General features: G+C 40.8%; 12 protein-coding genes. 1 reads left to right on the top strand and 11 read right to left on the bottom strand.

Annotation, left to right across the window (positions count from 1 at the left end; all coding sequences use genetic code 11):
- The first annotated feature begins 27 nt into the window (after window positions 1-27).
- Window positions 28-324 carry a thioredoxin family protein gene (locus ACQ93I_RS00850; protein ID WP_431696719.1) on the top strand — a complete coding sequence of 99 codons (297 nt, stop codon included), beginning with the start codon at window positions 28-30 and terminating at the stop codon, window positions 322-324.
- 140 nt (window positions 325-464) lie between these two features.
- Here the strand turns inward: ACQ93I_RS00850 and ACQ93I_RS00855 are convergent, their stop codons facing one another.
- The 11 genes from ACQ93I_RS00855 to ACQ93I_RS00905 all read right to left on the bottom strand — a co-directional run bounded on the left by ACQ93I_RS00855 (window position 465) and on the right by ACQ93I_RS00905 (window position 13,282).
- Window positions 465-2,306: a cystathionine beta-synthase gene (locus ACQ93I_RS00855; protein ID WP_431696720.1), complete on the bottom strand. Its 1,842-nt coding sequence runs from the start codon at window positions 2,304-2,306 to the stop codon at window positions 465-467.
- Window positions 2,307-2,514: 208 nt separating this feature from the next.
- Window positions 2,515-2,715, bottom strand: coding sequence for a hypothetical protein (locus ACQ93I_RS00860; RefSeq protein WP_431696721.1), 201 nt, complete (start codon window positions 2,713-2,715; stop codon window positions 2,515-2,517).
- Window positions 2,716-2,819: 104 nt separating this feature from the next.
- A complete protein-coding gene (locus tag ACQ93I_RS00865; RefSeq protein WP_431696722.1) occupies window positions 2,820-4,136 on the bottom strand; it encodes a hypothetical protein in 1,317 nt (438 codons plus the stop codon).
- A 110-nt stretch (window positions 4,137-4,246) separates the two neighbouring features.
- Window positions 4,247-4,726 carry a DUF423 domain-containing protein gene (locus ACQ93I_RS00870; protein ID WP_431696723.1) on the bottom strand — a complete coding sequence of 160 codons (480 nt, stop codon included), beginning with the start codon at window positions 4,724-4,726 and terminating at the stop codon, window positions 4,247-4,249.
- Window positions 4,727-4,954: 228 nt separating this feature from the next.
- Window positions 4,955-5,419, bottom strand: coding sequence for a hypothetical protein (locus ACQ93I_RS00875; protein ID WP_431696724.1), 465 nt, complete (start codon window positions 5,417-5,419; stop codon window positions 4,955-4,957).
- Window positions 5,420-5,707: 288 nt separating this feature from the next.
- A complete protein-coding gene (locus ACQ93I_RS00880) occupies window positions 5,708-7,120 on the bottom strand; it encodes a Kelch repeat-containing protein (protein WP_431696725.1) in 1,413 nt (470 codons plus the stop codon).
- 198 nt (window positions 7,121-7,318) lie between these two features.
- On the bottom strand, window positions 7,319-7,741 hold the full coding sequence (locus tag ACQ93I_RS00885) for a type II toxin-antitoxin system VapC family toxin (RefSeq protein ID WP_431696726.1): 423 nt from the start codon (window positions 7,739-7,741) through the stop codon (window positions 7,319-7,321).
- Window positions 7,738-7,986: a DUF6364 family protein gene (locus ACQ93I_RS00890; RefSeq protein ID WP_431696727.1), complete on the bottom strand. Its 249-nt coding sequence runs from the start codon at window positions 7,984-7,986 to the stop codon at window positions 7,738-7,740. The genes ACQ93I_RS00885 and ACQ93I_RS00890 overlap by 4 nt, the downstream gene beginning before the upstream one ends.
- Before the next feature lie 100 nt (window positions 7,987-8,086).
- Complete coding sequence (gene xerA / locus ACQ93I_RS00895; RefSeq protein WP_431696728.1) at window positions 8,087-9,286, bottom strand: site-specific tyrosine recombinase/integron integrase; 1,200 nt, start codon at window positions 9,284-9,286, stop codon at window positions 8,087-8,089.
- Between the two features lie 69 nt (window positions 9,287-9,355).
- Window positions 9,356-9,997, bottom strand: a complete 642-nt coding sequence (locus ACQ93I_RS00900) for a polysaccharide deacetylase family protein (RefSeq protein WP_431696729.1) — start codon at window positions 9,995-9,997, stop codon at window positions 9,356-9,358.
- A gap of 18 nt (window positions 9,998-10,015) precedes the next feature.
- Window positions 10,016-13,282, bottom strand: coding sequence for a protein O-mannosyl-transferase family (locus tag ACQ93I_RS00905; RefSeq protein WP_431696730.1), 3,267 nt, complete (start codon window positions 13,280-13,282; stop codon window positions 10,016-10,018).
- Between the last annotated feature and the right edge of the window lie 98 nt (window positions 13,283-13,380).

Raw genomic sequence — 13,380 nt, forward strand, 5'->3', positions numbered from 1 at the left:
CTGCAGCCGACTATCAATTTCAGGTATATGTCGAAATTTGGAGAGTTAATCGATTTGCAGGTGCCGGTCCTGCTTGAGTTCTACACCCACTGGCATGAAGCTTCCGAAGCTATGAATCCGGTTTTAAAAGATGTTGCAGCAGCATTGGGCGACAGGGCCAGGGTCATCAAAATTGATGTTGATAAGAATTCTGAACTTGCTGAAGCTTTGCGAATAAAAGGCCTGCCCACGCTTATGATCTATAAGGAAGGGGAGATGAAGTGGAGGCAGAGCGGTGAACAGGATGCCAACACCCTGATAGGCCTTATTAAAGAATATTTATAAAAATAGGTTCCAAAAATGCCATTTTTGGAACCTGTTTTAGTTTTTTTCGGCTTTACTTCTGAAGGAAATTGCTTCAAAAAGTTCTTCAGTTCATGAAGATGATTTCCGCAGAAAAACGCAAAGCACTACTTCTGCCAAAATCAGATCTGCGCTACAAAATCTGAAAAGACCTGCTTATGGCGTTCAAGATCAAGATCTGGCGACACAGAAACCCGCGCAATGTAATCTTTATCGTCTTCTTTAGTAGTTCCCTGGGTAGAGGTTGCAGGAATGGTCCAGTAACAGCCTTTTAATTGCCCATAGCTCACGCAGTACTTGCTCTCATTGGGAATCTCGCTAATCATCATGCCAATTAGCTTTTGATTTAATGCCCTTTTATAAGTTTCCCTTTCTTCGGCAGTGTCGCCTTTTGTAGGAAGATCAAGTGAAAATACTGATGGGGTGAATCCCTGGCTCGCAAGTTCTTCTGAAACAAAATTTATTTTTGCTCCGGGTAAGGTTTCGTGGATGTAATTGACAAATTCCCGCGTGTTTTTGTAAGCCTCCTTGATCCTTTGGTTCATTGACGGAAGTTGCTCAGCCAGTATTTCAACCTGAAGATGGGTAGCCTCATTGTTACAAAGTTTTAGATGCCTGTCAATTTTATCAAGCAATCCTTCGGCTTTTTCATTGGCAACACAATAGCCCGCAGTACATTTTCCGCCACTGGGAAATTTTGATCCGCTCACATAAGATATGACTCGCGTATTAGAAAGGATGCCATCTTTAGCCGGGAACTGCACATTTGGGCAGAAGGTTTGATCTAAAATAAAAACAGGGTCAATAGCAGGCTGGCCATTTGCGGTTTCGCGTGCTTTCCCGAGAACTGCCTTTAGGTTATCAAGATTGGGCACTTCTACCCGTGGATTGGTGGGTATTTCAGCAATGATATAAGGAACGGCATCCTGCTGTGCGATCTTTTCTAAAACCGCATCAATGCTATCTACCATATTGTTGTTCCCGTCAACAAGTAAATCTACTACTTCAACATGATCAAGACAGGCGGCAACCCTTCGTGCCTGGTCGTTTGTGCCGCCATAACAGTTAGGTGGCACAATGAATTTTATGTCTTTACCCGGATGTTTTTCAAGAGCACTGTCAACAAGCCCCATCATGATAGCGTACTGCATAGAAAGCCCAGATGACGCCAGTAATGCCTTAGAACCGGTAGCGGTAATCTCTTTAATAGACTTTAGCACACTGGCTTTATTGACTGCAAGATCATTTTGTGAGCGTTTATATGATTTCCCTGTTATAAGCTGTAAGGCAGCAAAAGAATCGGCCGGGGTCATGGCTATGGTTTCCCTTCTTCGCACATGCTGAATTTCGGAAACGTAATCGTCATTTTGATCTCCACTTACCAGTAAGATACTGCCAAGCTGTGGATGGATCTGGATAAAAAAGTCGACCGTAGCCGGAAGGTCAACAGTACCAAAATCCGTTTTTTGGGAAATGAGGATTGTACTGCCATCAAATTCAGGGATTTCTTCCAGATTGTTGATCTGCTTTAATTCGAAGTTATATCCGTAAACACGTCTAACCACATCGGCATCAAAAAAACCGGGTAATTCTTCAGTATAAAGAATGCGGGTGTTCTTCTTAGCGAAAAGATTTTTTCTAAGCACGGCCAGTATGGGAACTGTCCTGGATGAAAAACTGATCACATTCTGTGGCTTAAGAGAATTGAGTCGTGCAATGGTCCATTCAAGGATACTGGACAGTGGATGTCCCAGCCGGATATAATCAAAAGCGGTAGGTAGGGCACTGAGTGCTTCTTTTTTGGAATTATTATTCTGGTATAAATTTTCGAACTGTCTTAAGAACTGGGTTTTTGCCTGTTCTTCATTGTAGATGTCCAGCCTGTGGGTAGTGAGTGTTACCCAGTCATTGGGCATATTTTTTAAAACTGCTTCAAGGTAATTTAGCACGTTTTTCTCTTTCATGGTCTTTACTTTCAAATGGACCTGCAAGATAGACCGAATTGGACTTATTACAAAAGAGATGATGCAGAATTGTTACTCCTGTTCCCGGGCCAGGATGAAGACAGTCTCCACTATCTGCATTTCATTTTAAAAAAAATACAGGGCTTTTTCAGAAGGAAAATTATGCATTGTTGATGTACTGACTTCGATGCTTTGTATCGGCTTAAAATCAGTGAGAAAGTTTTTTCCTGAAACTTCCTTTTGTTAAAGCAATCACCATGAGCCCCAAACCTAAGCCTTCAATTAGGCCGATTGCGAAATCGTATTTTTCAGAAATATTTATAAAGTGACTCATCAGTTGGGCGATTGCGATTATAAATATCCCTGCAGAAATGAGTAGTAGCGTCCTGGTTCTGTTTAATTTGTTCACTTTTGATGGTTTTAAATGTGGCACTTTCAGTTATAATATGCTGTTACTGGCAGAGTGCTTCCCGGTTTCTTTGTTCAAGAATTCAGTTTTGGAATTGTCTGCATCTACAAATATTCGAAGCTGCTATATAAAAGCTGAATTACTGATGGTTCGGCATTCTCCACTTGCTGCACAGCGTCAAGATAATTTTCATAAGAATTTAAAGGAATTCCATTTCTATGCTCCTTTAAAGTTGAGAAGAACTTTATTTCGAACCATACTTTACCCAGCATTCTTTGCTCCTGGGGATTTAAGCTTTCATGATCGTAGATGATGTGCTGCATTTGTCGACGGGCCAACTCCTTAATGTCATTGGCTGCATTACTATGGGTAGGCAGATTCCTGATAGCTCCAACAATTATGTAAGTCTTTCCATAACCCACTTTAGAAACATACTGGTTGCCATACTTAAGCTCAAACACCTCTTTGTTTTCTTCCCATGCGTCTTTAAGCGAATCTCCCACCTTACCTACAGCAGTAAAGTTATCGTAGCCATGCGGGTATTTCACGCCGCCTACGAGAACAACATCTTCGGTCACCGGGTATTGTTCAATGATCGACTGGTAAAGCTCATCGGTAATGGCAAGGCTGATCCCGGCTTGCGGCCGGTAATTATTGTAAAAGAATTCGTCGAATAAGCGGTAAGGGTACATATATTCCAGCGGATTTACACTGAACTGCCAGACGGGGCTTTGAGATAAAGATTCATTTTTGTCAATGTAAGAAGTTTCAGAAATACCGAATGGATTACCCAGAGGCATATAGGTATTTGTGTTCATTCCAGATCCAAACTTTTCCTGATAAGGGAGATGCTGTTGCAGAAGGGTTTTTCCGTTCTTAATGACGGTGAGAGTTCGTTCTTCTGAAGCTGAATTGAAAACCATCTCGCTTGAGCTTAAATTGTCGCTCGAGGTAAAATTGACCGAAATGAGATCTCCGCCGTCATTATAGTTGTAAATAGTTGTGCCATCTTCACTAAAAACCTTCTTGGTTAACGGCTGTCCATTTTCATAAATGGTTTCAAACCATAGGCTCCCGTCAGGGTTATAATATTTAGACCAAAGTGGTTTGTTGTCCTCACTGCGGCTTACTTCCATATATAGATGATGGTTGGGGATGCCAGAGTATATTTTTGCTGATTTTATAAAACCATTTTCATAGTACTCATATTCTTTTGTAGGTTCATCGCTACCGTAGCGTGCCTCTTTTATCCAGCCATTTTCGTGCTGACTAATAAGCTCAAAATATTTGTTGGATTCAATAGAGTAATCAGTTTTCGGGGTATCGTCTTTTTGGCAGGATGACAATAGAAATACAAATACGAGCGCCAGGTAGAGGTGTGAATTTTTGACCATTTTAGGAGAAAGATGAAAAAATCGCATTGAATTAGTAATTAATAAGGCTAAAATAATAATTTAAAGTAAAGAGTTTAGATAATTTCAGAATCTGCCCAATTGCGGTGCTGAAAGTTTTGCAGCACATCTTTAAAATACTACTTCAGGGTCTTTGTTTCCAGAATTTCCCCAATCAGTTTTTTATAGTCCTCAACATTCTTGTTGAAGTTACTTTTTAAATGCATTCCTGTAAGAATTCCTGTTATCAACAATATCGCTACCACCAGATATACATAGGAACTGCTATTGAGTTCGAAAATTATTCCGGCTAACAGGCCCAATCCCAGGATTACATGGCCATACATCAACAATTTTGCTAAGGGGTGGTGGGTAAAGGAAATTTCTACATTGGTTGCGGTGTTAGGCTCCCTTCTTAATATTGTGCCATTGACAATGATGTTATTCTGAACATTTACTTCAAAGGCCAGGAGAAGCCTTTTGCGTATTTTAAATTTTACTGAATCTATTTTTTCACGGCTAGTTTTGAAAACAAATCTATTCCTGTCACCAAGGGAAGATTCTAACTTTTTGCTAATCTCTTCAGGACTAGTATTCACTTGAAAATTCCAGTCTTTCATAATTTTAATCTAGATGTTTGTACTATATGTCTGCAAAAAAATAATTTTGTTAATTATTTTTTCCAGTTTTCAACTTATTAACGCTGTACATAGTCTCATGTACCAAGTAAGATTCGGTTTTTGAACTCCAATATATCAATTACAGGTTTAATTTTAAAGGTAGTCAAAAATGACATTTTTGAGAGGTATTCTGCCGTTTGTATTAGTTTATTTTGGAAGCCAAGGCTTTCACAAATAAAATTCTAAACCAAATCCGAAACCTATCCCATTAAATGAATACTTGTGTGTGAGCCTCTCAACATCAGGGAAACTTTTATACAGGGTTTGATGTGTAAATAAGACTTTAAAATATAGAGAGATATGATCTATCAAAGGAATGTAATAACCTAAATCTGCTCTTAAATAGACACCCTTTTTATCAAGATCCCCCAGGTGTGTCCCGACTCTACCAGAAAATGAAGCGAAACCTTTTTTAGGATTGGCTGCGGGGAAAGGAGTAACCTCTAAAAATACAGGTAGGTATTCTATATTTTCATTTTCCAGTAAAAGGTTTTCTGAACCAATTCCTGCTCCAATACCAATTATAGATTTGTAATTTAAAGTAGCTGAAATTTCCAGGCCATATATTCGTGAGTTACTGCCTATCTCATAATCAGGGTTTCTGTTTGATGGATAATCTTCAAAAGGGACCATAATGGCCGAAAATTGTGGTTTGAAACTGATTTCAATCTTATTGGCAGATCTGTTTTTTTCCTGATCATTTAATCCTTGAGCGAAAGTAAAACTGCTTAGGAAAAAAGTGAGAATTAACACTAATATGTAATGTTTGTTAAGGCACATATTTTACAAAGTTAAAGGCACATCCTTTACACTAGATTCTGACCCTTTAAAAGGTGCAGCATGAAGTTTTAATCACCATACTTTAGAACTGAAGTATCTTTTCATTTTGTGGTGAATTCTTTTTTTTATCAAAACCAATTACTAGAAAAAAACATTTTCTTTAACCTCAGTTTTATTGAACTCCTCTAGAGCTATCTTGTAGCACATAGTAACTGGAGTTTTCGTATAAAGTTGCTCTTTATATCCGCCTATAACGAATAATTTGTGATTCAAAATATGAAGATTCGGTTCTTCAACCTGAAGATCAATCCTATAGGTTCTCATCTCTCTCTTTTCTACATCAATGGCATGAAATTTTCCACTTTCATATACATAAATTATATTCCCGTTAGAAACCACCCCCGGATTATTAAAACCATACTGCAACTTAGCTTCAGTTTTATATTTACCTGTAGTTAGATCTAACGATTCGATGCTGTTAGGAACGCTTCCATCACTCCCACCGATGATGAAAATTTTACCTTGAATATTAACAGCTTTAATTTCCTTTCTTTCGGGTAATTTTCCTGCTTCAAACCAAAGTCCCGTCAGAAAATTAAAAAGATGAACTTCATCAGTAAAGATCTTTTTTCTCCTGCTGTTTAAGCGGGTGGAGCCACCTAATACCAGTAGATCATTCCCATGAATGACCACAGCGGCGCCTGAAGCTTGATGAGGATAAACACGGTCCACCAGTAATGTGTCCTTCTGTAAATCAATTACTTCTATCGTTGTAGAAAGTAGGACCTTTTGGCCAGAGTGATTAAGATGTTTGCCGCCAAGCACATAAATTTTATTTTTATGTAGCACTGCATTATGACCGGCTCTCTTACTTACTTTGATGGGAGAAATTGTCCATTCATCCGTTAACTCATTGTAGACCTGTACATCCTCCGAATATTCAGGCATCGAGAAATTTGCTCGCGATATGCTCATGATGTCGGAAAGAGTTGGTTCCCCTAAGGTCGTCGCCATTGCTTCTTTGATTGGTTCCTCAACAACTGAAGCATCCCCTGCTATGACGTAAATCTTGTTTCCTAGGTCTATTGAACCAAAAGAATTAACTCCTTTTTTTAGTGAAGCTATCTCAGAAAACTTCAAGGTCTTGCTGAGCAGTCTCTTCGAATCCAGGTTCACCTCAGATAGTTGGTCCACTTCAGGCCTAAGGAAAATTTCATTACCGGATCTTCCTAATTCCTTCAGACTCATAGCAAGAGTTGTGTAGCCTATATAGGAGAAGGAAATAGAATCTGTTGGTGAAACCAACTCCTTTAGTTCTAATACGAATTCGCCTTCTTCTCCAGAAATTGTACTATTTGTAATGGCTGAAGAGGTAATATGCACATCACTTAGGGGTTTTTTGGTGCCAATATCTTTTATTACCCCGTGCAGCGTTTGTGAAGAAGAGATGCTGCTACAGCAGAAAAGCGTGAGTAACAAAAGTAATTTTACTGAAGACATATCGATAAAGGTTAAGCCAGCAATGTTTCTTTCATTTAGTTCTAATTGTTTCATCTTTAATTTATAATGATCGTGGTTTTGTCCCCCGAGTGCCGTTATAGTGATTGCTGGCAATTGCTCATAATGGTCACGGTTATTGACAAGTAGCGGGAATAGGGACGCGCAGTTGTCGGCTTAACCTTTTGTTTCTTGGTTTTCTGAATTACTTTCTCGGCAAAACCCGCTATTTGCTATAACCGAAATTAGGCGGAGTTATTTTGGTTTTATACTCTGCAAATATTCATCTGCACTCATAACAGGCAACAAAGACTTTTTGAAATCTTTTCCATTTCTAGTGATTATAATATCACAATCAGAATCTGTAGCACTGAAATATTGTAAAGCATCTTCAAAATCCTTAAAATCAGAATTCAATCCTTTTTCGATAATGTGTTCATCCAGTTTGCAGATTTCACATATGATTTTAAATTTTCTCAGTTTCTCCTGAGCAATTTTTGCAGACTCAAATTTTGAAATAAAATAGTTTAGTGTAGCAAAAGATATTGGAGAAACAACTAAGGTTAGTTCTTCTTTGTCAGCTAGTGAAGCTACTTTAGCAATTGAGTCATAGAAAGGATTCCGTTCTCCCAGTAAATCAAGGATAACGTTTGTATCTAGGAATAATCTCTTTTTCATTTATATTTCTCCAATAATGAATCTGTGTATTCTTTTTTATAATCTAAATCGATCGGAATTTTTGTTCCAGTAGCTAGACTTTTAATGAACGGAGAAATTTCAAAATCTGAATTTTTCTTGTCGGTTGTCAACGAATGTAAATATGCTTCTACAATTTTTGATAAGCTCATTTTCTTATCTGAGGCATATTTTTTCGCTCGTTCGATTATTTCCTGGTTAAGTTTTAATGTCAGCTTTGTATCCATAACAAAATAATTGTACGTATAAAATTAATTATAATATCCGTATAATTTAAAAATGGAGCAGAATTTTTCTGAATAATTACGCCCAATATGTTTATCTCCACTAATATAGTTGTTTATCAGCAATATGCTGTGGTGGCAGCAACAGGTGGTCTTCTTCTATGTCAGATTTATAAATTTGCTTAACCATCACATCTAAGGGGCTCTCAATTTTCAGGATGTCTTTTCGGGATACATGGGTGTAGATCATGGTAGTTTCGGGTTTTGAGTGACCCAGCAGCTCCTGTATGTAACGTATGTCTACGCCGTTCTCCAACATATGTGTTGCATAGGAGTGCCTTAAGGTATGCGGGGTAACCCTTTTCTTGATCCCGGCACGGCGGCAGGAGTCGGCAAGAAATGTTCTTATGCTTTGTGGGCTGTAAGGTCCGCCGTACAGGCCTTCAGCAAAAAACACACGAGGCACATAGGTGCTAAGGTAGTTCTTTAGTAATGGCAACATACTCTCGGCCAGCACCACCATCCTGTCTTTACGACCTTTCGAATTCTTTACAAAAATTTGTCGCCTGTGAATATCTATATGCGCCAGCTTAAGATTGAGCAGCTCTCCAATGCGTAGCCCGCCCGAATAGATCATAGCCAGAATAGCCCTGTGTTTCAGGTTTCTGGTGGCCTGCAGCAGCTTCATGATCTCCTGGCTGGAGAGCACCACCGGTAGATACCTGCTTTTGGAAGGTCGCTTAATTTCGTTGACATCAATATGTTCACTGTCGTACAGCTGCAAGAAGTGCTTTAGCGCACTTATGCACTGCCTGTGGGTGCTAAGGGCATAATTTTCGGCTGCAATGTGCTGCTCTACAAAAAGCTCAATATCCCGTTTTCTTAATTCTGAAATCTGCCTGTCTCCAACGTAGTGTACGAACTTCAGCACAAAACTATAATAGGTGCGTACGCTGCTTTCACTAAGGCGCTGGCCCCTTAGATAATTCACGTATTCATGCATGATCTTCTTCTGGGCCGGGCTGAATTCCAACACAGGCTGTGGTTGTTTGGCTTCCTTTACCGGAAGCTTAAAATTCTGAAGCCCGGTATAATCCACATATATTTTGTCTTCCCTTAATTTATTGAAAAGCAGCTGCTTATTGTCGGCCGTAAAACTCGTGTAAAAGCAACTGTGGGTGCGGGTCCATTTCACAACTTCAAGCTTCTGTAGCCTTGTTTTTATATCCTGGTTATAAGGGAATTTTATACCTATCTGCCATTCGTTCCGGTGAAAAAGGGGAACCAGAGTAACTTTTTTCATGCCGCTCATTTTTAAATAAATATAATCTAAAAACAAACTGAATTCTGAAAAATATCGATATAGTTATCTTTATTTCAGCGCTTTAAAGGAATAACCCTGCTTCTGAAAATGTTCCAGCACCTGTGGTAAGACTGCTTTGAGGTTTTTTTCAGCCTTTATGCTGTCATGGAAGACGATAATGCTGCCGGGCACGGCATTTTTCAGTACATTCTGAAGGACTTTTTCTGAAGAAAGCCGCTGGTCATAATCCATACTCACAATGCTCCACATCACAACGCTGTAACCTTCCTGCTGAAGTTTTTTGGCCTGCACATTTCTGATCTTCCCATACGGGGGACGAAAAATGGCATTTTTGAGACCTGTTTTCTGCGGAAGTTCTCTTTCTATCACCTCCTGTGCCTGCCGCACATTTTCGAGATATGCTGTGACTGAAGTTCTCCAGCCATTTAAATGATTGTGAGTGTGGTTTCCGACAGTATGGCCTTGTTCAACCACCATCCGGAAAATATTGGGGTGTTTGCTCACATTGTCACCAATACAGAAAAAACTCGCCCGGGCGTTGTACTTTTTAAGCTGGTCTAATACCCAGGGCGTAATTTCAGGAATGGGGCCATCGTCAAAGCTGAGGTAAATACATTTCTCCCGGGTGGGAACATCCCATATCCTTTTGGGGTACAAGAGTTTTATCACCCGGGGTATGCGCTCCCTCATTCTGCTCTTTTCTCAGCTTTACAGCGAATCCCTGATCTCTTGCTGAAGCAGCTCTGCTTCGCCGGCAGGGATTTCTTCGGGCGTCTCTTCAGGCCTTGCGTAGAAGTGCTGGAACAGCATTAGGTACTGGTTGAATTTATCGGCCTCTTCCCGGGCTATTTCTTCAGTATCATTAATAATCAGTAAATCTACAAGGCTTCTGTATCTTTCAATGTCTGTAACTATTTCACTGCCCCGAGAGAATTGCCTGTCCAGCTCAAGGGAACTGAAGTAGGTGAGGTTCTCCTGGTACTTTTTCGCTACCTGTTGCCACAACTCCCTTGCCTTTTCCTTTTGGCCTACTTCATAATAACCATGTATAAAAGGCTCCAGTAAAGTGTAGTATTCAAAATGTGCTACAGGCATTTTTTCCATCGCAAGATCCATGACCTCTTCTGCCCGTTGCATTTTTCCTTCATTCATCAAGGCTTCAGCAAGACGTGCAAGGTTGCTGCGGTATGTAATGGCATTTTTGCGGGTTTCAGGATCATAATATAAGCCCGGATCTCCCGAATTACCCCAGTACCAGTTCATCACGATGTCGTACATCTTATCGGCATCTAAACGTCCCATGTCAAATGGATTCCGCGGATTCACCGGAGTTTTTATGGGAACCAGTTTGTAGGCCACACCATCCAGTTGCAGGTAATCTTTCATCCACAGGTAATCATCATCTCCAAAGCTTCCGCCGGTAAAATAAATAGGCCGCTTCCAGTCGTTGTTTGCTACAATATCAAGCATCAACAAACGGTTTTTGTATAATATGTCTTCGTTGAGCTCAATCACGATCTCATCTACGATCTCATCAGCATTTTGCGGTTTTACAATTCCGTATTCCAGCACGTTTTCCCTGTTCACAGGAATTCTCACATGTTTGGTAGGGAAGGTGCTCACACTTTGGCCGCTCATAAGATCGGCTTTGGTGCGGGGATCATCGCTGGCAATCCAGTTCATCCAGGTTTGAATGTTCATGGTGTCCTGGGTTACAGGCTGAAACCACACAGCATCTCTCGTTCCATAGGTGTACTGCTCGTGAACAAGCTGCCCCGGTATGGGTTCACTTTCCCAGGCCTGCCGCTTCATTTGGTCAATATACCAATCGGTCATAAACAGGCTGGTATTCACTATACGCACATCTGTACGGTAGCCTTCTACCTGCTGGGCATACCACAGGGCAAAAGTGTCGTTGTCTCCAATGGTGAAGAGTATGGCATCCTCGTCAAGGCTGTCAAGGTACATTTTTGCCATGGCCAGCGCGGTATAACGGTCGGCCCTGTTATGGTCATTCCAGTTCTCGCTTGCAAGTACTGCAGGTACCGCGAGCAGGGAAGCTGTGACCACAATGGGTACTGCAATCTTTGGTTTCAGGTAATCTTTAAGGATGTCAAAAAGGGCATAAACCCCAAAGCCTATCCAAATAGCAAATACGTAGAAAGAACCTACCAGTGCATAATCTCTCTCCCGTGGCTCAAAAGGCCGTTCGTTGAGGTAAATTTTTAGCGCAATACCCGTAAAGAGGAAGAAAACGAGCAGCACCCAAAAATTCTTCTTGTCTTTAGTATACTGAAAAACGAGCCCAAGCACTCCTAAGATCAGCGGAAGGAAGTAGTAAGTATTCCTTGCAGGATTATTCAGTGCGTCTGAAGGAAGCTGATCCTGATTCCCCAGGCGGGCTTCATCAATAAAGTCGATCCCGCTTATCCAGTTTCCGTTCTGATCGGTATATTTTCCCTGAACGTCGTTTTGTCGCCCTACAAAATTCCACATAAAATAGCGCCAGTACATGTAGCCCATCTGGTACTCAAAAAGGTAATTGAGGTTGGAGCCAAACGAAGGTTTTTCGACATCCAGGTATTCCCTGAAGCGGCGTAAAAAACTGTTGTATTGCTCGTAATCTACGTTACCCTGATTAAAGTTCCGTTGAAATTCATTCACAGCGCCAATAAGCTGCTCTTCTTGTTGATATTCGGGTTTGATGGTGAATTCTAGAGGCCCTGTGAACTCCATGTAATTTGAAGCATGTTCTGTACTCCACATACGCGGCAGTATGGCCTTGTGATCATCATCGGTATTCTGTTTGGCGTTTTTGTAGTCGTTTACAATCACATATTTTCCGGCAGCCTCGTCTTTTTCATACTTCGGTTTATCGTCAATGTAAGGGTTGTTCTCATCCAGCCCGCTGTAGATCTCTGTGAATTGTGGGCCGTAGAATAAATGCGTTTCGGGGTATTGTTCCCGGTTGTAATAAGCCAGCAGTTCGCGGGCGTTGTTTGGGTTATTTTCGTTGATCACGGTATTGGCATTCGCCCTAATAGGCAGCATCAGCCAGGAGGAGAAACCAATAAAGATGAACAGGATGCAAAGCAGTAAGGTATTTAGCTGAAAGTATTGTTTTTGCCTGGTATATTTTATTCCGAAGTAAAAAGCAGCGATAAGCACAATGGCTGTAAAAATAGTTCCCGAATTGAACGGAAGCCCCAGGGTATTGACAAAGAAGATCTCTGTAGATGAAAATAAGTCAAGAGAATAGGGCAGTAGCAGCTTAAAGATGAACATAAGCACGGCGACCACTACCAAATTGGCAACAATAAAATTCTTGACGGTGATCTTTGAAAAGTTCTTGAAATAGTAAAGGAAACCTATGGCGGGCAGGGTAAGCAGCCCCATGAAATGCACCCCAAAAGAAAGCCCAATGATAAAACAGATCAAGATGACCCAGCGGTTGCCGCGAGGTGCGAACATATCGCGTTCCCACAGCAATCCCAGGTAAAACAGGATAGACATGAGAAAGGTTGCCATGGCATAAACCTCGGCTTCCCCGGCGTTGAACCAGAAACTATCGGTAAAAGTAAAGGCAAGTGAACCTACAGCGGCACTTCCAAGAACAGCAGCTTTTTTGGCCGCAGAGATCTCAGAGACAGGTCCGCTAATTTTGAGCACTAAAAGAACAATAGACCAGAACATGAACAGAATGGTGAATGCGCTGGCAAAAACCGACATTAAATTCACCATATAGGCTACCTGCGAAGGTTCACTGGCAAAAATGGAGAAAAATGCACCCATCATTTGATAGAGCGGTGCCCCGGGAGGGTGACCCACTTCGAGGTTTGAAGAAGTGGCAATGTATTCTCCTGCGTCCCAGAAACTAAGCGTGGGCTCAACAGTTAACCAAAAAGTAGTAAGTGCTATGAGGAAAACCACCCAGCCAAGAATTTTGTTCCACCGGGTAAAGTTAAAGTCTGTCATTTTAGTGAGTTTGAGAACAGTGGCGAATTTAAGAATAATTAAACTATTGTGGGAAGAACGCATTTTAAAAGAAGATATTTTGGTGCAGCACATGGTTT

Source organism: Salinimicrobium sp. WS361 (assembly GCF_050750585.1).
Taxonomy (GTDB): domain Bacteria; phylum Bacteroidota; class Bacteroidia; order Flavobacteriales; family Flavobacteriaceae; genus Salinimicrobium.